We start from the raw sequence: 20,295 nt of genomic DNA on the forward strand, positions 1-20,295 counted from the left end.
CTGATGCACAATAATCAGATAATTTCATTATTTGTATAAAGATAAGGCCTTATGTGTCAGTTGCTTGGAATGAATTGTGCGACACCTACCGATATTACCTTTTCATTTCGGGGATTTTCGCAGCGCGCAGGAATCACCTCAGATCATTCTGATGGCTTTGGCATTGCTTTTTTTGAAGATAAAGCTTGCCGTTTATTTGTCGATAACCAGTCTGCAGTGGAGTCACCCATTGCAGAATTGATCCGTAACTATCCCATCAAATCGCGTAATGTGATTGCCCATATTCGTAAAGCGACACAAGGCAAAATTAATTTAGAAAATTCACATCCGTTTAGTCGTGAGTTGTGGGGACGCCAGTGGATTTTTGCCCATAATGGTGATTTACATGACTTTCATCCACGTTTATCAGGTCGTTTTACCCCTGTGGGCAATACCGACAGTGAACGTGCATTTTGTTATTTGTTAGATCAATTGGTAAATCATTTTGGTTATGATGAACCGAGCCTGACGCAAATTTTTGACTTGTTAGCCGAAATTTCTCCTAAAATTGCAGAACATGGCACTTTTAATTTTTGTTTGTCCAATGGTCAGGCATTATTTAGTTATGCGGTGACCAAATTACATTGGTTGGTGCGTGCTTATCCATTTCAGCCTGCACAATTAATTGATTTAGATGTTGAGGTTGATTTTAGCCAAGTCACCACAGCAGAGGATTGTGTGGCAGTGATTACCACTGAACCCTTGACTCAAAATGAAACATGGACAGCATTTCAGCCAGGTGAAATGATTTTATTTCAACATGGACGCCCAATTAAAACCCAAATGACACATATTGCGCGTTTGGAATGTGAGCGTTTAAATCCTGAATTAAGACGGATCACCAAAGCGGATCAATACTAATTTATACGGGTATGTGTGGTTGAAAAATATTCATTTTATTATTGTATAATTCAATTAAATCAAGAATGAAAATGTATAAATTGGTTAATTAATAATTGATTCTTTTAGTCGGGTATTTTTGTTAAAATTTATTTAAATCAATGTCTTGTGTTGTTTTTGTGCGATTTAAACCAATCCCTACCAATTCGCTTCATTTTTATTTATGGGAAATACGGCTACCATTCCGCAATGTGATTAATCATTTATTTCTGTAAGGTGGTCGTATGAAGATGAAATGGGTTCCAGAATACAACACTGGTATCGATGTGATTGACGATCAGCATAAACGTATCCTCGATTATATTAATGAAATTGTTGAAATTAGCGATGGTACAGATCGAGCACGTGTAAAGCAGATTTTAGATAATATTATTGATTACACCCAGTCGCATTTTACGTTTGAAGAATCATTACAAGAAGAAGCGGGTTATAAATACCGCGTACCACATAAACGTGTACATGATTTATTCATTAAAAAAATTGAGTTTTATCGTGATCGTTTTGAAATGGGACAATCCATTGAAGGCGAATTGCATGAAGTTTTATCAAAATGGTTAATTAATCATATTCAACACGATGACGCCGATTATGTCGGTGCAGTGAAAGAGAATATGATGGGTATTATTAAGGAAAATGAGAAGAAGAAAGGTAAAGGCTGGTTCGCTCGTTTCTTCTCATAAGTCTGAAGCCATAAAAATGAAAGAATAAAAATTATAAATTTGCGCAGCAAGCTATCTAACGATAGTTTGCTTTTTCTTTTTTGAGGTTTTGCTTTTCCTTGATGACAAAGGCAAAATAGCCGTAGATTTTTATTAGGACAGCGTCATGCAGGACAATGCTATGTCACGATGGTTATCGCCGCTGATGGCATTTGGTTTATCATTCATTATTATTGCCACACTCGCACCAATGACAGGTATTCAGGTTGAGCGTCAGCTCGACTTTTGGTTGTTGTGGTTAGCAACCATGCTGATTTTGGCATTACCGATTACTTATTTGGAAATTGCCTTAGCCAAACGCTCAAAAACGACAGCATTACAAGCACTTTTAAGTTTAACCCGTGATGCCGATGCTTCTCAAAAATGGCGTTTGGTGGGCTGGCTTGCAGTGGTGTTCATTCCATTTTTAGCAGGCGGTTTGTTGTCTAATGCTGCGCAAATTTTAAATCAATATGCCGCTGCAGACTTGGCTAGTCATGTCTTGTTTGTGATTGTGGCTATTTTCGCACTGGCATTGTCATTAGTGCCGCGTCAAATTTTATTGCTATGTACCGCTGTTGCTGTTGTGGCGGCTTTGGTTTTATCGATGGTGATGGGTTCAGAACTCCCTGCATGGCAAGTCACCTCAATTGAGTTTAGCGAATGGGGCAGTGCAACCGTTTTGGCTTTGGTGGCCAGTGGTTTAGGCATGGGCTTGTACTGGCAAACCAGTTTGCCGCAAGTACAGCAACAATCTGCAGCAACCTCAACGGTATTGCCAATTTGGATTGCACAGCTATTGGCAGTCGTTGCTTTTGCATTCTTTGCCGTGCAAGCACAAATTCCAGCGTTGGCTTTGGTGGTGGCAACTGTTGCAGCAGCAGCGGTTCTATTGCAATTGGCACGTGAACAATTGGCACAACGTCAAATGGCGGTTGCGATTCAGTGGATTGTATTGATTGCAGCAACTTTGGTTTGGGCAATTCCTGCCATTGGTCCTGTATTTAATTTTGCCTTATTGCTTTGGGGCTTAGTTATTTGTTTGATTTACGCAATTTTTGCAGGCTGGATTATGAAAATCAGCCATTTGCGTAAAGCCATGAACTTTAGCAGTGAAGCCTTTTATAACATTTGGCGTATTGCGGTACGTGTGGTGTTACCTGTATCTATCGTAGTGGCGATGGTGGCGTTAATTGGACAGTGGATCGCATGAGTCAAATGGCGCAGGTTTGGGTGGCGTATGCCACACCCGAACAACAATGGCATGTGGCTGTCGCATTTCAGCAGGGCATGACTGTACTGGATGCAATTCAGCAGAGTGGACTTGTGACAGCAACGACTTTACCTGAACCGTTGATGCTGGGTATTTTTGGTGTACGGGTTGAGCCGCAGCATGTATTACAAGCAGGTGATAGGGTTGAGATTTATCGTGCTTTGACCATTAACCCGAAAGATATTCGTCGTAAACGTGCCGCAAAGAACCCTGTAGGGCGTTATGCCAAAAGCAATCGCTTGAAACAATTGCAATGATTTTAAAAACCCCTCAGATGAATTTCAGTGAGGGGTTTCTTTTTATTCTAAAGCGGCTATAGTGGTGGCGCGTTGAGAATCGCTTCTTTCGATCCCGGTAGGCCTGGTTGAGATTCTGGAATCGTTTCCAATCCTTCAACTTTTTCTACAATACCATGTTGATTGAAAAAGATTTTCAAATGCTGACCATGCGCGGCAGGGATCTTGGCTTTTTTAGCATAAGTTCCTGGGATATAGTTGTAAATGTAGTCCCAACGTAATGGATTCATCGGGTCGGCGATGGTAGGACTGCCCAGCAAAAAGCGGACTTGTTGATGACTCATACCGACTTGGACTTTAGACGCTTGAGCTTGGGTTAAAGGTGTACCCTGTGGAATATCGACTTTATAAACGCCCAAGGTCGAACAGCCTGCGAGCAGTGAAGTGACCAATAACGTCAACATGATTTTTTGCATTTTGCTACACTATCCCAAATTAATTATGATGCATTTGATCTTGATCCAGTGTTAGATCATACTGCATCTTAACTTTGTTGCATATTCCAACTTTAATTTTGTTGAGAGACCTTTTTTCATGCCTATTTCAAATCAAGAATTACGCAAAGCTGGACTTAAAGTTACCCTTCCACGAATTAAAATCTTAGAATTATTAGAAAATTCAAAACAACATCATTTAAGTGCAGAAGATATCTACAAAACTTTACTCGATCAGGGTGAAGATGTGGGTTTAGCAACTGTGTATCGTGTGTTAACACAGTTTGAAGCTGCAGGCATTATTGAGCGTCATAATTTTGAGAACAATCATTCTGTGTTTGAAATCATGCAGGAAGATCACCACGACCACTTAGTTTGCTTGAACTGTAGCAAAGTGGTTGAATTTATTAATGATACTATTGAAAAAGAACAGCATGATGTGGCAGAGAAATTTGGTTTTGAGCTCACAGGGCACTCGCTGAATTTATATGGTTATTGTGATGCGCCAGAATGTCGTGAAGCGTTGCGCAAGAAATAATTTGCTGTAGGTATAAAAAATAGGCTTCCGTATGGAAGCCTATTTTGTTTGTGTTTAAGCATTGTTGCGAAGTTATTGCCCATCGAAGGTAATATTCGAGGTTGCATGTAACAAACGCTCGCCACCTTCTTCTGATAATTTGATTTGTAGACGCAAATCGTTTGGCGAGTCGGCGTGTTTAAGTGCATCTTTGTAGCTAATTTGTTTGGCTTTATAAAGATCGTATAACGCTTGGTCAAAGGTTTGCATACCCAACTCACGTGAACGCTTCATCAGGTCTTTAATTTCGTGCACATCACCTTTACGGATTAAATCTGCAATCAGTGGTGAGTTAATTAAAATTTCAATCGCAGCACGACGTGAGTTGCCATCAATGGTTGGAATTAACTGCTGTGCCACAATTGCTTTCAGGTTTAGCGACAAATCCATGAACAACTGGTTATGACGGTCTGCTTCAAAGAAGTGAATAATACGGTCAATTGCTTGGTTAGCGTTGTTGGCGTGTAGGGTGGCAAATACCAAGTGACCTGTTTCGGCAAAGGCAATTGCATAATCCATGGTTTCGCGGGAACGAATCTCACCAATCAGAATTACATCAGGCGCTTGACGCAAAGTATTTTTTAAGGCGATTTCAAAGGAGTCGGTATCAATCCCGACTTCACGTTGGGTAATAATACAGCCCGCATGTTCATGCACAAATTCAATCGGGTCTTCAATGGTAATGATATGACCTTTGGAGTTTTGGTTGCGGTAACCAATAATAGACGCCAAAGAAGTCGATTTACCTGTACCAGTCGCACCTACAAAAATGATGATGCCACGTTTGGTCATCGCCAAATCTTTGAGAATAGGTGGCAGTTTCAAGTCATCCATGGTCGGGATTTTGGTTTCAATCCGACGGAGTACCATGCCCGGCTCATCACGTTGTTGGAATGCGCTGACACGGAAACGTGCTGTTTTTTCACGGTTGGTAATCGCAAAGTTACATTCACGGGTTTCGGCAAATTCCTTTCGCTGTTTTTCACTCATAATTGAGTTAAGCAGCTGACCGACAATTTCACCTGTAAGTTTACTTTTGGCTACAGGCACAATTTGTCCATGAATTTTCATGGAAGGTTCAACATCGGCTGTAATAAACAAGTCAGACGCTTTTTGCTGAATCATTAAATTCAGTAAATCATTAAAGTCCATCGCGTATCTCGAATTTTAAACTTATAAGAATGATTCAGGCTGTTTTGCAACCGTACGAGCCGTTTGTGGGCTAATCACACCGCGCGATACCAAGTTTTTCAAACTCTGGTCAAGGGTGGTCATACCGTAGTTGGCACCAGTCTGAATTGCCGAGTACATTTGAGCTACTTTGTTTTCACGAATCAGGTTACGCACTGCAGGAATACCAATCATGATTTCATGCGCAGCTACACGACCACCACCATTTTTCTTGAGCAGGGATTGTGAAATGACGGCTTGTAAAGATTCAGACAACATGGCACGTACCATGTCTTTTTCTTCGGCAGGGAATACGTCAATCACACGGTCAATGGTTTTTGCTGCAGAGGTGGTGTGTAGCGTACCAAATACCAAGTGACCCGTTTCAGCAGCAGTCAGTGCCAAACGAATGGTTTCTAAGTCACGCATCTCACCAACTAGAATAATGTCAGGGTCTTCACGCAGTGCCGAACGTAATGCTTCGTTAAAGCCATGCGTATCACGGTGTACTTCTCGTTGGTTAACCAAACATTTTTTAGATTGGTGTACAAATTCGATTGGGTCTTCGACGGTCAGAATATGGTCGTAGCGATTGTCATTAATAAAGTCAATCATCGCGGCAAGTGTGGTTGATTTACCTGAACCCGTTGGGCCTGTCACCAATACCAAACCACGTGGATATTCACAAATATCTTTAAAGATTTGTCCCATGCCTAAATCTTCAAGGGTCAAAACTTTAGAAGGAATGGTACGGAATACTGCACCTGCACCACGGTTTTGGTTAAATGCGTTCACACGGAAACGAGCCACGCCTGGGACTTCAAAAGAAAAGTCCGTTTCTAGATTTTCTTCATAATCACGACGTTGTTTATCATTCATAATGTCGTACACTAATTTGTGTACTTCTTTATGTTCTAATGCTGGTAAGTTAATTCGACGAATTTCACCATCCACACGAATCAGTGGTGGCATGCCCGCAGATAAGTGTAAATCCGAAGCGCCGTTTTTAGCGGAGAACGCCAATAATTCTGTAATATCCATGAAAGTCCCCGAGATCAATTAAATCTTAATTATTTTGATAGAATAATACGGCTTTCCATCAGCTTAACCAACTGTTAGTTGCTGGACAAGGTAAAAAAAGATGAATGAAATGAGAAATGCATCAATGAATAATCTGCAGCTTATGCGCACTCAGGTTTTGCAACAAATTCAACAGGCATGCCAGTTGGCACAGCGCGAGCCAAATACGGTGCAATTGTTGGCAGTGTCTAAGACTCATCCGAGTGAAGCCTTGCGTGAAATGTATGCGACAGGGCAGCGCGCTTTTGGCGAAAATTATTTGCAAGAAGCTTTGGATAAAATGCAGGCCCTGAGTGATTTAGAAATTGAATGGCACTTTATTGGGCATGTGCAGCGCAATAAAACCAAACATTTGGCAGAAAAATTTGCATGGGTGCATGGGGTAGATCGTTTGATTATTGCCGAGCGTTTATCGAATCAGCGCGATGCTCAACAAGTGCCCCTGAATATTTGTTTACAAGTAAATATTGATGCGCAAGACACGAAGGATGGTTGTCAGCCGAGCGAAGTTGCAGAATTAGTCCGACAGATCAGCCAATTACCGCATTTAAAACTACGCGGTTTGATGGTGATTCCTGCACCTGATCATCCTCAAGCTTTTCAAGATGCCAAACAATTGTTTGATGCAGTGAAAGCACAACATGCAAAACCTGAAGATTGGGATACTTTGAGTATGGGGATGTCGGGCGATTTAAATGCCGCAATTGCAGCAGGTTCAACTATGGTACGGATTGGTACAGCATTGTTTGGCGCACGTGACTATTCCAAGGCTTAATTGCTAGATGAACAAAGAATCTGCCAAGATTTTGCAAACATTATCTTGTACGTTTTGGCTGATATGAAATGCGGAATTTTGCGGCTAGTGCTGAAGGTTGGATTTTCTTAATATGAACTTATCGGGAAACAGGGAGTTTCCTAAATAAGAAGAATAAGAAATAGAACAACACGGAAGTGCTTGGTACGACAGGAGTTATACCAAAAACTGAATCTAGAAAGCCTCGACAGGATGTCGAGGCTTTTTTAGTTATGTATGCTGTAAAGCTGTCAAAGTTTTGGCTTGTGTAGATTATTTTTAATAACCTTCACTATTTTTAGAAAGCGCCACTCCCGTCCAGTAAATAGGTGAAGTAGACATTCAAGATTTATTTTCTATCCAGATTCGAATACGGGCAATCAGTAAAAATAGCAAAAAACAGAACTGAAAGAAGCCTGTGAAAATGATGGTCCAACCGCTATTTCCAGGTGTTTTTCTTGCATCCAACTCAATGACTAAAGTGCAGACGGTGAGAATGATTTCAAAAATTAAAACCGCTTTAAAAACCCAAGGTTTAGGGAAACGTATTAACCATGTGAGAAAAATAATACTTAAACTGGGCAATACAGCAAAGAGAATAATCGTTTTTATATCCATAAAATTAAGTACTTAAAGTGTGGGTGATTTTAAAATAAATTCAATACAACTTCATGGAAGCCTAAAATCTGAAATCTCACAGTCATCTCAATAATTCTTCAATCGACAAATAATCTTCAGATTTTAGGCAGTATTGGCTTTAACCCACCACATTGACTTCACTTGCCCCTGCACCCACTGGTTTGACTTGAATTTGCACAGGAATTCGTTCGTGCATTTCCTGAATATGCGAAATCAGCACCACTTTACGTCCCTGACTTTGCAGATGGTCTAAGGCATTCATCACCATGTGCAAGGAAGTCGGGTCGAGAGTGCCAAAGCCTTCATCAATAAATAGCGATTCCAGTTTCATTGAGCCAGATGCCATATTGGCAATTGCCAGTGCCAAAGCTAAAGAAACCAAAAAGGTTTCGCCACCCGATAAAGACAGAACAGGGCGAATTTCACTGTTCATATCTAAATCAATAATCGCCAACCCCAAACTGTCAGGAATACGATGCAACTGATAACGCGAACTCAGTGGCAGCAATTGCTGATTGGCGTATTCCACCAAAATATCCAAGTGATGTTCTTGGGCAATTTTCTTAAATTTTGTCCCTTCTTTATGCCCAATTAAATCGTAAATACGTCCCCAACGATATTCTTCAGCTTTGATATTTTCAATTTGAGTTTGATAGGTAGCAAAAATCCCTTGATTGGTGCTATTCAGGCGTAGCTGTGCCTCAATCTCATTATAGTTTTGCTGTTGTTTGGCTTTGTCTGTTTGCAGCGCTGCCAGTTGCGTGGTGACCTCGTCAAAACTCAGTTGTGGCTGTTGCTTTAAGTGTTTTTGATATTGCTCTTCCAATGTTTGCCAAGCCGTTTTAGCACTCTCCAAACTGTTTTGTTGTTGCTGCAGCATGTTGCGTATTTGCTGATGTTCGGCATAAGAAATCTGTAAACATTTATCAATGATGCTGGCTTGAAAATGCGTGTGTGTCGCTTGCCACGTTGCAATGTGTTGCTGACATTCAGTGTGTTGCTGCATGCGCTGTTGAATTCTACTATCCAAACCATGTTTTTGCAGTTGTAAGTCTTTTAACACCTGTTCTGCTTGATTAAGTACAGTTCGTTGTGTGCTAAGTGCAAGATTGAGTTGCTGTTGTTGCTGATCTAAAGCCTGCTGCCATTCTTGATAGGTCTGATATTCACATCCCGCATGAGTTCTTGTAAGCTGCTTAATTTGATCACGCAGCTCACTTCCTGCAGTTTTAATCTGCTGCAGTTGTAGGGTTTTCTCTGCATGTTGCTGTTGTAAAAATAGCAACTTTTCTTGCACTTGCTGCTGTTGTTGAGTCAGTTGTTCAATCGTTTTGCTCAGTTGAACTTGCTGCTGCTGCAAGTGATGACGTTGCTCTAACTGTTGTAAGGCATTTTGATAGTATTCAATCGGTTGATTGAGCCAAGCGTGTCTTTGTTCTGCATCTAAAAGCGACAAAATAGGCTGTAAACGCTGAGCGAGGTCTTGGCGTTGTTGAATAGCATATTTGAGTTGTTCTGCCTGCTGTGCAGCATTGCGCCATTGTTTCAGGGTATCGTTTGCTTGTTGAATACTCTGCTGCAAGTGTTGAGTGGATTGATGTGTTGTTGCCCAATGTTGCTGTACGTGTTCAATTTGCTTTGCAACAGGCAGCGCTGCATCCAAATCTAAAGATAAGGATGTTGCAAGCTGTTGCACCAATGTCTGTTGTTGTTCAAGTTGCTGTTGCAGTTCAAGACTGCGTTGTTGTTGTTGATGATAAGTTGCATCGTATTGACTGCGAGCACGCTCCAATTGTTGTAGCTGTTTTTGCGCATGCTCAAATTCAGTTTTGGCCTGCTGCAATTGCTGATCCTGCAATTGGTTTAAAGCGTCACTGAGTAAATTTTCATGCTGAATAAACGGATGTTCATGGCTGCCGCAGACCATACAAGCTTCATTCGGTTTTAATTGGGCACGTAAATCCTGCACACTTTGATGCTGCAATAAACGCTGCTGTTCAAAAATCTGCTGTAATTGTTGCAAGGCTTGTTCAGTAATTTGCACTTGCTGCTGTTGGGTTTGAATTTGAGTCTGTGTCTGCTGTTGCAGACTTAAAGTTTCTTGCTGACGCTGTTGTAACTGCTCAAATAGGGTGGTCTGTTGTTGCCATTGTTCAAGTGCCTGTTGCAAGCGCTCTAAAACATGCACGCTCTTTAAAGCATGTTGTAATTGCTGTTGCTCTGCCGTGAGTTGCTGCTCAAGTTGTTCAGGATGTTGATATTGTTTTTCCCAAACCAACAGTTGTTGCTGTGTATGTTGTTGTTGCTCAATTAAAGTATCTAATGCAGATTGGAACAGCGTAGGGTTTTGCTGACGTAGCTGCTGTTCAAGCTGCAAATAATCTTGCAGACGTTGCAACGTAAGGGCTAAATTATCATCAAAATTTGCCCATGCCGCAGTCTGTTTGAATTGCTGTTGTAAATGTTGCTGTTGTTGTTGCTCGGTTGCAAGTTGAGTCGTCAGTTGCTTCAAATTATTTTGCACAGGCTGAATTTGCTGCTCTGCAAATAATTTTTGTGCAGCATCCAAAGCGGTATATTGTTGAAGTTTGCTAGAAATTTCATGTTGTAACTGTGCCGCAATTTCAAGTTGTGGTTTCAATTGTTCAACATGCTGCTGCCATGCCTGAAGGTCTTTTTCCGCTTGCTGTTGCTGACTAATCGCTTGCTGTTGTGCGTATTCCGCTTGTTGCAAGTTTGGTTCAAATTCCAAAAGCTGCTGATTCAGATTTTTTAGCTCGGTATCTGCTTGCTGACGCAAGACAAATTGCTCGCGGATGGTTTGAAATTCATCTAAATGTTTGAGCAATTGTTTTTGAGAGGCGAGTTTAAGATCGGCATCGACTTGAACATCATATATTTCTTTTTTAGCTTGGGTGCTGGCATAGAGTTCATGGCAATCTTTGTGCCATTTCACATCATTTTCATACAGTTTTTCGGTTTGGGTCAGCAAAGCTAATTGTTGACTTAGGTCATGTTGTTGGGTTTCTAAGTCTTTTAGTGTTTCATCGCTGAGGAGCACCACATGCCCCATGACATTTTCAAGATCTGTTCGCTTTTGTTTAATTTCACTAAATTTAACGGCTGCACGTTTACTGACTTCGGTAAAAATTTGCGAATTGGTTAAATATTCAAGTAAATCTGCCCGTTCATGGTCTTTGGCTTTTAAAAATGCCCCAACTTCCGATTGTGCCAATAATACTGCGCGTGTGAATTGCTCAAAACTAAGACCAATCAGTTGTTCTACAATCGGCGTAGCTTCAGAAATTTTTTGATTTAAAACCCGTTGTTCATCTAAGCAGGTGATGGCACGTTCAACTTTTAAGTTCCCATCCACTTTATTGTGCGCACGGCGAATTTGCCAACGTGCCGAATAGCGTTTTTGATCGAGCGCGATAAATTCAAGTTCTGCAAAGCCAGAAGTCGTACCACGACGTAAAATATGTTTAGAATCTTTTAAGGAAATTTCTTTGCCTGCGGTATCGGTCAGGCTGCCTGTTGCACCTTTCAAACGTGGAATTTCGTCATAAAGTGCCAAACACATGGCATCCAGCAAAGTCGATTTGCCTGCACCAGTTTTGCCCGTAATTGCAATTAAACCTGCCTGTGCCAGTGGCTCATCTTCAAAATTGATGACATGCGTGCCTGCCAAAGATGCCAAATTATTTAAACTTAAACGTAAAATTTTCATGGCAAATCCTTAAGCTTTATTCTGATCAAGTTCTTGTTGGGCTTCGGCCAAAAGCTGTAAAAAATCTTGGCTCACTTCTGGGTCAGGTTGATAGCCCATTTTTTCCCATAAATCTAAAAATAATTTTTCAGGCGTAGGCGGCTCTAAATCAATTTTTGATTGTTGCACGTTCGAGTTTTCACAGTTTTGAAAGCGTCGTGCAATGCGCAGTAAACGATAGCGGTTGGCAGGCAGTGCTTGTTCAATTTGTTGGCGTAAATCAATGGGTGGCGGGGCATCGCTGATATATTCAATTTCTAAAAAATGCCGTGCGCAAACTTCTGCAATTTCATCTTTTGGCAATTTATTCAGTTCGGTGATTAATTCAGAAAGTTCACAGCGAATCCGAAGCAGCTCTACCGTACGTGGAATAAGCAAGCTTTTATATTGGAAACGCTGTGCATCAGCCTGTAATGGATCAATCCTAACTTCAAGGACTTGGTGTTTATAATTCAGCTCGCTAAATGATAAAGGGATGGGTGAGCCGCTATAGCGAATGTGTGGCTGTCCGACCTGTTGCGGTTTGTGTAAGTGTCCGAGTGCGACATAGTCAATCACTTCATCAAACAGCGCAGTCGATAAGGCTTCTTCATTCCCCACTACAATGGGGCGTTCTGAGTCGGAAGTTTCGCCACCTTGCATGTGTGCATGTGACATTAAAATCAGGGCTTGATTTGGCTGTTTACGAGCTTTGGCTTCTGCAATCAGTTGTTGATGTAAGTAAGCAACCGCAGATTGATTGTCACTGCTATGTTCATTTAAACCTGTAATTTCTGCACTGCGTAAATAGGGCAGTGTTAGACACCATGCCACAATATTTTGCGCAGTGTCATAAATAGGCACTAGGAGTTTATCTAAATCTAATTTTTGCTCGGCTGTTTTGCCAATTACGCCCACAGCTTTGGCGTTGAAACGATCTAAAAAAGGTTCCACTTGCTCAATGCGATAGCCAGAGTCATGATTGCCTGCAATCATTAGGGTTTGCATGTGTGGAGCAAGCGCATGCGCATCGGTAAGGAACTGATAGAGCTGTTTCTGAGCGCTCGAAGCAGGATTGACCACATCAAAAATATCGCCTGCTATGAGCAGGGCATTCGGCTGTTTGCTTTTAATTTGAGTTAAGAGCCAATTTAAAAATTCAGTATGTTCATATTCACGTTCATGGTGATGGAAAAATTGCCCCAAATGCCAATCAGACGTATGTAAAAAATGAACAGCCATGCGTGTTCCAATCTTGATGTTGAATTATGGGATAACTTAACATAACTGAGCGCAACACTGCGGCAAAAAACCAGTTTTCTGCTTTTAAAGCGACAATTTAGGTCGCAGAGATTTTAAAGAGAAGGGAAAGTAAAATCTGTCGTGATCTGTATAGAAAAATATAGAGAGTTAAAATACTGATGTTAGAAAGGCTAAAAAAAGACCTTAAAAAATAAAGACCGACGATTCGAGTGATGATGAAATCGTCGGTCAAAGAAAAACTTGCGATACAGTAAAGCTTTGGCTGCTGTTCAAAGCATGACTGTATGAGATTTATTGCTTTAGTCAGGTCACCGAAAATATTGTGGATGCCATACACATTAACGGTTGTTGTGACCTTGTAGCCTATATAACGTCAGGCTTTTGTATTCGGTTGACAATTTCATGAAAAAAAAATCAATTTTTTTTATACTAGGCTGAATCTTTTGTCTGAGTCATCTTTATGGTATCGCTAAGCCGTTATTTTATCTGGTTTTTCTTGTATTGCTTTGTGATGACCTGTATTTGTGGCGTATTGGCTGCATTATTACCTGCGGGTGTAGGCGGGATTTTAACTGCGGTGCCTTATTTGGTTGCCATGATTTTAGTGCTGTATAAGTTTTTAAAACAACAACGCCGTGCGCCGAATGACAAGGAACGCAAGACATTTACTTTAGGATTTAGCCTGATTTTTTGGGGCTATAACTTGGCGTTTTTATTATTAGGTTTGGCGATATTTTCTCGCCAAAACCCAAGCATTTGGCAAGATTTTTTACAGTATTTGCAACAGCCACAATTTATGAGTGTGGTGGTGATCATGTTCTTGTTGATCGCAATTCCATTGTATCTGCTGACCTATTGGTTTTATGGTAAACAGGCACAGCGTATGGCAGTTAAAATGTTTGGCTGATAAAAGAAGTTGTTAATATCTGATTTTCTTCAAATATACATGATCAGTTATGTGATGATGATTTGCTCAGACTTGAACATTCAGTCTAAATCTCGTATAGCTAAAACTATATTTTTCATCATGCTGAGATTGGAAGATGCATAAACCTTTGGTACTGGTAACAGGGGCAAGTGGTTTTATTGGTTTACAATTGTTGCCATTTTTATTGCAACAGGATTATCGGGTGGTGGGGCTAACCCGACAGCCCAATCGAGTATCCAAACATCCACAATTACGCTGGATTCAGCAGTTAGATGAACTCGACACCGACCAAATTGATTATGTGATTAATTTGGCGGGAGAAAGTATTGGACAGGGCAGATGGACAGCAGAACGCAAACAAAAATTGCTCGATAGTCGAGTTCAGACCACACTGTACTTATATCAATATCTTGAAAAGCGCCGTATTTTCCCCAAGTGTATTATTTCAGGCTCGGCTGTGGGGTATTACGGAATTGACCCGCAGGAACAATGGTCTACATTGTGTACCGAGCACAGTACAGCACAAGATATTTTTATGTCGCAACTGTGTCAGCAATGGGAACAAGCTGCTTTAAGCTTTAGCCAGCAAAATACTAAAATTATGCGTTTGGGTGTGGTGTTTGGACGCGGTGGCGGCATTTTACCGCAAATGTTATTACCAATTCGTTTAAATGCCGTCGGGCGGATTGGGCATGGACGGCAGCCTGTTGCATGGGTGCATATACAAGATGTTTTACAGGCCATTCACTGGTTAATGATGCAACCTGTAGACGCCAAAATTTTGAATGTGGTTGCACCTGAAAAAACCAGTCAGCAAGACTTTGCCGAAACCGCAGCTCGGCTTTTAAAACGTCGTCCATTTTTGGTGTTACCTGCTTTTGTCTTGCGTTGGTTATTGGGCGAGCAATCGCAATTGGTGCTGAATGGGCAATATGTTAAACCACAAGCGTTAGAACAAGCAGGCTATTGCTTTCAATATCCAAAACTTGAACAGGCGCTAGCGGCTTGTCTGGGTGCATCATCCTCTACTTAAACAGAGGATGATGCTGAGTGTTATGCACAGATTGAGGTGGGCTGTAACTGCTTTGGATCATAAGCGGCAGGATCAACAATCGTTTCTTGCCCAAGCATGAGCTGTCTTAATAACTGCGCTGAAGCAGTGCCCATACATAAGCCATTACGGAAGTGTCCGAAATTCATCCATACATTATTTAGGCTTGGCACTTTGCCGATATACGGCACACCTGTAGGCGAGCCTGGACGTAAACCAGCCCATTGTTTCACAATGGGGAACTGTGCCAATTCAGGCACCATTTCAAAACAAGCCGTTAAAATATCTTGTTGGGTTTGCGGGTTTGGTGTGGTGTCAAAACCAACGTGACGCATACTGGAACCGCATAGCACATGCCCATCTTGACGTGGAATCAAGTACATCACCTTGTTCATGCACATGCTTGGCAACCATTGTGCAGGGGTTTTAAATAACACAATTTGCCCTTGTACAGGCTGTACAGGAATCTCTAAACCCAGTTGTGCCGCCCAGTGCTGTGACCATGCACCTGTCGCAAGCACGATATGATCTGCACGATGCAAGCGACCATCGGCAGATTGAATGGCTTGAATACGATCTTCAGTGATCTGAAATTGCTGAATTGGGCAGTGTTCAAAAAATCGCACGCGCGGATGTTGTTTCAAATATTGCGTGAGCGATTGTAATAAACGCGGATTGCGCACATTGGCAAGTTGTGAGAAATACAGGGCTTGTTTAAATTTGGGGGGGATATGCGGGTTAATTTGTTCGAGCTGTTCCCGATTCAGACATTCAGCTTGCTGCATCGGTTCATGATGACGTTCGGCATAATTTATACCAATCTCAAAATCATCTTCATCAAAAATCAACATGCCTGTTTCATGGATTTCAAAATCAATGCCTGTAATAGGTTTGAGTTTTTCATTCCATGCTTGGTACTGCGGTTTGGCAAATTGGGCTAAGTCATTGACCGCTTGAGGATAACGCCACGGATACATGGGAGAAAGAATTCCACCACCTGCCCATGATGCCGCTTGTGCTGCTTGTTGTTGATCAAAAATACTGATAGAGCAGCCCTGCTCTACCAGTTCGAGTGCAGACAACAAACCGCTGATGCCTGCACCAATGATTGCGATGTGCATGAAAGTCGCCTGTTTATGCCATATCTTTAAGTTTGAGTGCTGCTTCTTCGGCAAAATATGTCCAAATACCATCTGCACCTGCACGGCGGCAACTCATTAGCGATTCAATAATCACACTGTCCGACAACCAGCCATTTTGAATCGCGGCAGCAAGCATGGCGTATTCACCACTCACTTGATAGACAAAGGTTGGCACACCAAAGTTATCTTTCACTTCACGTACAATGTCTAAATAAGGCATGCCTGGTTTTACAATCACCATGTCTGCACCTTCTTGAATATCCAGTGCAATTTCATGCAAGGCTTCGGCACGGTTGCCAATATCCATTTGATAATTGTATTTGTTGCCGCCTTTTAGGTTGCTGGCAGAACCGACTGCATCACGGAAAGGACCGTAAAAGCTAGAGGCATATTTGGCTGAATAAGCCATGATAGAGGTATAGATATGCCCGTTGCTTTCCAACGCCTGACGAATCGCACCAATACGGCCATCCATCATGTCACTTGGCGCAACCACATCTGCACCCGCTTCGGCATGGCTTAACGCCTGTTTAATTAGACATTCAACCGTTTCATCATTCAGGACATAGCCTGTGTCATCAATAATGCCATCTTGACCATGAGTGGTGTACGGGTCGAGTGCGCCATCGGTAATAAGTACCATCTCTGGCAATTCTTTTTTCAGCAGGCGTAGTGTGTTTTGCACCAAGCCATCTTCACGCCATGCTGCTTCTGCGGTCAGGCTTTTGTCTTCTTGTGGTGTGACTGGAAACAATGCCAGTTTAGACACACCCAACTGCATTAAACGCTCGGCTTTTTTGAGTAATAAGTCTGCCGATAAACGCTGAATATTCGGCATGCTTGGAATATCTTGGGTTTGATTTTGTCCCGGTAAAACAAATACAGGATAAATCAAGTGATCTGTGGTTAAGTGAGTTTCGCGAACCATGGCGCGTAATTGATCATTTTTACGGATACGACGCATACGAGTGGCAGGAAATGCAGGGCGATTGAACGTATAGGTCATAAAAATCTCACTGATCAGTATTAAACTAGACGACTATTGTAGCCCCTTAAATTTCATTTGGGCATACATTGGCTGTTTTTATTGTTGGTAAATTGAGTTGTTTGGACTTTTGGGCACGTTATGAGTAATGCAGAGAAAAATTGGACTGGGAATATACATTTAGGCGCGAAAGTCGATATTGATGTCGTGCTAAGACAATTGGTCAATGCATTTAATGGATCGCCATTTTTTCAACACAATGGCATGAGCATGCGTGTGGTAGATGGTCAAATTGAAGCCTATATTGAGATGCAACCGTATATGGTGGGCAACGTGGCTTTCCAAATTTTACATGGTGGTGTTGCTGCAACCATTTTGGACAGTGTGGGCGGTATTGTGGCAATGGGGGAGTTATATAAACGGACAGAACCTGACGATTTGCCCGATACCATTAAAAAAGTCACTCGTTTGGCTACCGTAGATATGCGAGTGGATTATTTAGCACCGGGACGCGGCAAGTATTTTATTGCCCGTGCGGAAACTTTGCGTTTAGGGCGTAAAGGCTGCACCATGCGTATGACGATGGTCAATGATGAAGATAAACCAATTGCAACGGCAATTGCGTCTTATGCCTATTAAAATCTAAGGTAGGGCGCGAACAATTGTGTTTTGCATAATTGGATGACTGTTTATTTTTGATTAGTTTATTGTTTTAAACATATAAGGAGTTGAGTGATCATCTCCTTTTTTTGTGTGCATGAAGAGTTTTTTGAATTGTGACAGTTTGTAGCGACTTAAGTTTTCTTTAAGTTTAGATTTCTATCTTGAGCATTGAGTTATTTTCTATCCAATGTGATGCACATGATCAAATTTAATTTTGATGCTCAATCATCCAGTCAAACGCATTTTCTGGATGCGAATTTTCATCAGCAAAAAAATAAAAAACAATTCAACGGGTATGCATCTGTAGCGCAGCCGTATAAACCACAAACGAACCCAAAACAGTTGAACCTAGAACAGCCACATTTAGATGTATTACACAGCTATGCCTCGGTGATTCAAGCACACACAACAGCACAACATTTAAATGTGACAACTGTGACCCAAGATGCTAGCAAACAACGCTTGGCATTAGAGCATTTTATTCGAGATAAATACCAAAAAGTCCATCAGGCATCCATAAATACTTTTTCAGACACCTTGTTTGCAGGCTATGTAAACCACGACATGCAAGTGGTGATTGGCATGCAACCATTGGGCGCAAACCAAGCCTTTTTGGAACAGTATTTAGGTGCACCCATTGAAACCATTTTAACCCAATTGAGCCAAGTGCCTGTAACGCGCGCGCAGATTGTTGAAATTGGCAACTTGGCAGCGCAAGACATGAGCAAAGCCAAATTGATGGTGGCTTTTTTGGTCTTTCACTTATCGCAGAACAATGTGTCGTGGGCAGTTTGCACAGGAACAGCAGCAGTGCGCTATGTGTTACAGCAAATGGGTTTGCATTTTCAGGTACTAGAAAAAGCCAACCCCGAAGCCTTGGGCGATGCACAGCATCAATGGGGCAGTTATTACCAACAGAAGCCTTATGTACTGGCGATTGACGTTGCAGCAGCGTTGGCGGTCACGCAACAGCAATATTGTTTTTATGCCTAAGGTTATGCAGAAAGGCGGAAATTGAAAGATGAATGAGTTGTTTGAAAACCTGAATCACTATGCCCAAACAGACCCTGAGCGTGAAGCAATTGTGACGGCACAAACCACACTGAGTTATGCCACATTACAACAACGGATTGAGTTGCTCAGTGCAGAATTGGCAACTTATCAAGTACAGCGTTTGGCGTTGTGGGGTGTGAATCAGGCCGATTGGATTGTGGTCGATTTAGCCGCACGTAAAGCTGCAATGACAGTCATTCCTGTGCCTTTATTTTTTACTGCTGCACAAGTGCAACATTTACTGCAAGACAGCCAAGCGGAGTTGCTGTGTATTTTGACGGATACTGCACAAAGCGATACTCCGTCCAATGTTAACTCGGCTATTGGAAATACTGCTATTCCAGAAGCTTTGTTGGAGATGATTGATGCAGTTCAGGCACAGGTTTTGCCACCATCAGATTTATATCAAGGGCAGTTGTTTCGTCTAAGCGTTGAAACAGCACAACCGCATTTATCCCCAAATTCTGCTGAGCAGCCTACAAAAATTACTTATACCTCGGGCAGTACGGGTACTCCCAAAGGTGTGTGTTTGGCAGAAGCCACCATTAATTCAATTACGTACTCTTTAAGTCAGGCATTGCAAAGCAGCCAGCTTGGGCGGCATTTGTGTCTAATTCCATTTGCAACATTGCTTGAAAATATCGCAGGCGTGTATGTGCCTTTTCACATGGGGCGTGCAGTGGTGGTGGCTGAAGTCAGTCAGTTTGGTTTGCTGTCCAACCATGAGTTTGATGTTTCACGCTTTGTCGATGCCGTGCAGCAATATCATATTGAAAGCGTGATTTTATTGCCGCAAATGCTCAAAGCGATTGTGGAATATATCCATCAACACGGCGATTTGGGCTTGCGCACTTTGAAGTTTATTGCCGTGGGTGGTGGCAAGGTGTCTGCAGATTTACTCAAGCAGTGTCAGCAATTCAATTTACCTGTTTATGAAGGTTATGGTCTGTCTGAATGTGCATCGGTCGTGAGTTTAAACCTGCCTGAAGCTCGCAGAATTGGCAGTGTTGGCCGCGTATTGCCGCATGTTCAAGTCGAAATTGCTGCCAATCAAGAAGTGGTGGTCAAGGGCAATGCCATGTTGGGATATATGCATGAACTTGGGCGTGAGCAGGATGCGGTATCAGCCGATATTCACACAGGCGATGCAGGTTATTTTGATGAAGATGGCTATTTATATATCACGGGGCGTATCAAGCAAATTATTGTCAGCAGTTTTGGGCGCAATATTTCACCAGAATGGGTTGAATCGAACAGTTTGAGTGAGCCTGAAATTCAACAGATTGCCGTGTTTGGTGAAGCGCAGCCGTCATTATCTGCAGTGATTTATGCCGAGGAACATCGTTCAGATGCGCAATTGGCAGCCGCGATTTATCGTGCCAATACCCGTATGCCTGATTATGCCCAAATTAAACACTGGTGCCGTGCTGAACAACCTTTTTCTTTAAATAATCAGATGTTAACCGATAACGGAAAATTGCGTAGAGCAGTCATTCAGCAACAGTATCAGACAGCTTTGGCACATCCTACAACGTATTAAATGGCTGATCTTGGAGATGTTTC

19 protein-coding genes are annotated in these 20,295 nt (G+C 41.9%); 11 read left to right on the forward strand and 8 right to left on the reverse strand.

Going from position 1 to position 20,295, the window contains the following annotated elements; all coding sequences use genetic code 11:
* Positions 1 to 51 precede the first annotated feature (51 nt).
* From FTV41_RS01925 to FTV41_RS01940, 4 genes are all read left to right on the forward strand, one after another.
* Positions 52 to 900 (forward strand): class II glutamine amidotransferase, encoded by an 849-nt coding sequence (locus FTV41_RS01925; protein ID WP_179996016.1) that lies wholly within the window; start codon positions 52 to 54, stop codon positions 898 to 900.
* Positions 901 to 1,163: 263 nt separating this feature from the next.
* Entirely contained in the window at positions 1,164 to 1,619 is a 456-nt protein-coding gene (locus FTV41_RS01930; RefSeq protein ID WP_154320417.1) for a bacteriohemerythrin, read from the forward strand.
* A gap of 145 nt (positions 1,620 to 1,764) precedes the next feature.
* Entirely contained in the window at positions 1,765 to 2,850 is a 1,086-nt protein-coding gene (locus tag FTV41_RS01935; RefSeq protein ID WP_179996017.1) for a hypothetical protein, read from the forward strand.
* The gene (locus tag FTV41_RS01940; protein ID WP_136144088.1) at positions 2,847 to 3,167 is read left to right on the forward strand and encodes an RnfH family protein; all 321 of its coding nucleotides are present in this window, start codon (positions 2,847 to 2,849) and stop codon (positions 3,165 to 3,167) included. Before FTV41_RS01935 ends, FTV41_RS01940 begins: the two co-directional genes overlap by 4 nt.
* Positions 3,168 to 3,223: 56 nt before the next feature.
* Here the strand turns inward: FTV41_RS01940 and FTV41_RS01945 are convergent, their stop codons facing one another.
* The gene (locus FTV41_RS01945) at positions 3,224 to 3,622 is read right to left on the reverse strand and encodes an outer membrane protein assembly factor BamE (RefSeq protein WP_179996018.1); all 399 of its coding nucleotides are present in this window, start codon (positions 3,620 to 3,622) and stop codon (positions 3,224 to 3,226) included.
* A gap of 118 nt (positions 3,623 to 3,740) precedes the next feature.
* On the opposite strand from FTV41_RS01945, the gene fur reads away from it, so the two are divergent.
* Complete coding sequence (gene fur, locus FTV41_RS01950; protein WP_004975325.1) at positions 3,741 to 4,178, forward strand: ferric iron uptake transcriptional regulator; 438 nt, start codon at positions 3,741 to 3,743, stop codon at positions 4,176 to 4,178.
* Between the two features lie 72 nt (positions 4,179 to 4,250).
* On the opposite strand, the gene FTV41_RS01955 is transcribed toward fur, so the two are convergent.
* Positions 4,251 to 5,369 carry a PilT/PilU family type 4a pilus ATPase gene (locus FTV41_RS01955; protein WP_004975326.1) on the reverse strand — a complete coding sequence of 373 codons (1,119 nt, stop codon included), beginning with the start codon at positions 5,367 to 5,369 and terminating at the stop codon, positions 4,251 to 4,253.
* Positions 5,370 to 5,390: 21 nt separating this feature from the next.
* Positions 5,391 to 6,428: a type IV pilus twitching motility protein PilT gene (locus tag FTV41_RS01960; RefSeq protein ID WP_004975327.1), complete on the reverse strand. Its 1,038-nt coding sequence runs from the start codon at positions 6,426 to 6,428 to the stop codon at positions 5,391 to 5,393.
* A 124-nt stretch (positions 6,429 to 6,552) separates the two neighbouring features.
* On the opposite strand from FTV41_RS01960, the gene FTV41_RS01965 reads away from it, so the two are divergent.
* Positions 6,553 to 7,242, forward strand: coding sequence for a YggS family pyridoxal phosphate-dependent enzyme (locus FTV41_RS01965; RefSeq protein ID WP_179996019.1), 690 nt, complete (start codon positions 6,553 to 6,555; stop codon positions 7,240 to 7,242).
* 360 nt (positions 7,243 to 7,602) lie between these two features.
* Here FTV41_RS01965 and FTV41_RS01970 read toward each other — a convergent pair whose 3' ends face one another.
* From FTV41_RS01970 to FTV41_RS01980, 3 genes are all read right to left on the reverse strand, one after another.
* Positions 7,603 to 7,878, reverse strand: coding sequence for a hypothetical protein (locus FTV41_RS01970; RefSeq protein ID WP_004975329.1), 276 nt, complete (start codon positions 7,876 to 7,878; stop codon positions 7,603 to 7,605).
* 139 nt (positions 7,879 to 8,017) lie between these two features.
* The gene (locus FTV41_RS01975; RefSeq protein ID WP_179996020.1) at positions 8,018 to 11,629 is read right to left on the reverse strand and encodes an AAA family ATPase; all 3,612 of its coding nucleotides are present in this window, start codon (positions 11,627 to 11,629) and stop codon (positions 8,018 to 8,020) included.
* Positions 11,630 to 11,638: 9 nt separating this feature from the next.
* Complete coding sequence (locus FTV41_RS01980; protein ID WP_179993995.1) at positions 11,639 to 12,889, reverse strand: exonuclease SbcCD subunit D C-terminal domain-containing protein; 1,251 nt, start codon at positions 12,887 to 12,889, stop codon at positions 11,639 to 11,641.
* Positions 12,890 to 13,370: 481 nt separating this feature from the next.
* On the opposite strand from FTV41_RS01980, the gene FTV41_RS01985 reads away from it, so the two are divergent.
* Positions 13,371 to 13,817: an ABZJ_00895 family protein gene (locus FTV41_RS01985; RefSeq protein WP_004975337.1), complete on the forward strand. Its 447-nt coding sequence runs from the start codon at positions 13,371 to 13,373 to the stop codon at positions 13,815 to 13,817.
* Positions 13,818 to 13,953: 136 nt separating this feature from the next.
* Positions 13,954 to 14,871, forward strand: coding sequence for a TIGR01777 family oxidoreductase (locus tag FTV41_RS01990; protein ID WP_179996021.1), 918 nt, complete (start codon positions 13,954 to 13,956; stop codon positions 14,869 to 14,871).
* Positions 14,872 to 14,891: 20 nt separating this feature from the next.
* Here FTV41_RS01990 and thiO read toward each other — a convergent pair whose 3' ends face one another.
* Both thiO and hemB read right to left on the reverse strand, forming a co-directional pair.
* Positions 14,892 to 16,010 carry a glycine oxidase ThiO gene (thiO, locus tag FTV41_RS01995; protein WP_179996022.1) on the reverse strand — a complete coding sequence of 373 codons (1,119 nt, stop codon included), beginning with the start codon at positions 16,008 to 16,010 and terminating at the stop codon, positions 14,892 to 14,894.
* 13 nt (positions 16,011 to 16,023) lie between these two features.
* Positions 16,024 to 17,037: a porphobilinogen synthase gene (gene hemB / locus FTV41_RS02000; RefSeq protein WP_004975342.1), complete on the reverse strand. Its 1,014-nt coding sequence runs from the start codon at positions 17,035 to 17,037 to the stop codon at positions 16,024 to 16,026.
* A gap of 120 nt (positions 17,038 to 17,157) precedes the next feature.
* Here hemB and FTV41_RS02005 point away from each other — a divergent pair, with 120 nt between their 5' ends.
* From FTV41_RS02005 to FTV41_RS02015, 3 genes are all read left to right on the forward strand, one after another.
* Entirely contained in the window at positions 17,158 to 17,655 is a 498-nt protein-coding gene (locus FTV41_RS02005; protein WP_096902274.1) for a thioesterase family protein, read from the forward strand.
* 222 nt (positions 17,656 to 17,877) lie between these two features.
* Complete coding sequence (locus FTV41_RS02010) at positions 17,878 to 18,672, forward strand: thermostable hemolysin (RefSeq protein ID WP_167846200.1); 795 nt, start codon at positions 17,878 to 17,880, stop codon at positions 18,670 to 18,672.
* Positions 18,673 to 18,700: 28 nt separating this feature from the next.
* Positions 18,701 to 20,272 carry an AMP-binding protein gene (locus tag FTV41_RS02015; RefSeq protein ID WP_179993998.1) on the forward strand — a complete coding sequence of 524 codons (1,572 nt, stop codon included), beginning with the start codon at positions 18,701 to 18,703 and terminating at the stop codon, positions 20,270 to 20,272.
* Positions 20,273 to 20,295 lie beyond the last annotated feature (23 nt).

The organism is Acinetobacter sp. YH16051, assembly GCF_013417135.1.
In the GTDB taxonomy this organism is placed as follows: domain Bacteria; phylum Pseudomonadota; class Gammaproteobacteria; order Pseudomonadales; family Moraxellaceae; genus Acinetobacter; species Acinetobacter towneri.

Bases quoted from the DNA above. Each gene is read 5' to 3' on its own strand.
- FTV41_RS01925 (WP_179996016.1), top strand. From the start codon at position 52: ATGTGTCAGTTGCTTGGAATGAATTGTGCGACACCTACCGATATTACC.
- FTV41_RS01930 (WP_154320417.1), top strand. From the start codon at position 1,164: ATGAAGATGAAATGGGTTCCAGAATACAACACTGGTATCGATGTGATT.
- FTV41_RS01935 (WP_179996017.1), top strand. From the start codon at position 1,765: ATGCAGGACAATGCTATGTCACGATGGTTATCGCCGCTGATGGCATTT.
- FTV41_RS01940 (WP_136144088.1), top strand. From the start codon at position 2,847: ATGAGTCAAATGGCGCAGGTTTGGGTGGCGTATGCCACACCCGAACAA.
- FTV41_RS01945 (WP_179996018.1), bottom strand. From the start codon at position 3,622: ATGCAAAAAATCATGTTGACGTTATTGGTCACTTCACTGCTCGCAGGC.
- fur (WP_004975325.1), top strand. From the start codon at position 3,741: ATGCCTATTTCAAATCAAGAATTACGCAAAGCTGGACTTAAAGTTACC.
- FTV41_RS01955 (WP_004975326.1), bottom strand. From the start codon at position 5,369: ATGGACTTTAATGATTTACTGAATTTAATGATTCAGCAAAAAGCGTCT.
- FTV41_RS01960 (WP_004975327.1), bottom strand. From the start codon at position 6,428: ATGGATATTACAGAATTATTGGCGTTCTCCGCTAAAAACGGCGCTTCG.
- FTV41_RS01965 (WP_179996019.1), top strand. From the start codon at position 6,553: ATGAATAATCTGCAGCTTATGCGCACTCAGGTTTTGCAACAAATTCAA.
- FTV41_RS01970 (WP_004975329.1), bottom strand. From the start codon at position 7,878: ATGGATATAAAAACGATTATTCTCTTTGCTGTATTGCCCAGTTTAAGT.
- FTV41_RS01975 (WP_179996020.1), bottom strand. From the start codon at position 11,629: ATGAAAATTTTACGTTTAAGTTTAAATAATTTGGCATCTTTGGCAGGC.
- FTV41_RS01980 (WP_179993995.1), bottom strand. From the start codon at position 12,889: ATGGCTGTTCATTTTTTACATACGTCTGATTGGCATTTGGGGCAATTT.
- FTV41_RS01985 (WP_004975337.1), top strand. From the start codon at position 13,371: ATGGTATCGCTAAGCCGTTATTTTATCTGGTTTTTCTTGTATTGCTTT.
- FTV41_RS01990 (WP_179996021.1), top strand. From the start codon at position 13,954: ATGCATAAACCTTTGGTACTGGTAACAGGGGCAAGTGGTTTTATTGGT.
- thiO (WP_179996022.1), bottom strand. From the start codon at position 16,010: ATGCACATCGCAATCATTGGTGCAGGCATCAGCGGTTTGTTGTCTGCA.
- hemB (WP_004975342.1), bottom strand. From the start codon at position 17,037: ATGACCTATACGTTCAATCGCCCTGCATTTCCTGCCACTCGTATGCGT.
- FTV41_RS02005 (WP_096902274.1), top strand. From the start codon at position 17,158: ATGAGTAATGCAGAGAAAAATTGGACTGGGAATATACATTTAGGCGCG.
- FTV41_RS02010 (WP_167846200.1), top strand. From the start codon at position 17,878: ATGATCAAATTTAATTTTGATGCTCAATCATCCAGTCAAACGCATTTT.
- FTV41_RS02015 (WP_179993998.1), top strand. From the start codon at position 18,701: ATGAATGAGTTGTTTGAAAACCTGAATCACTATGCCCAAACAGACCCT.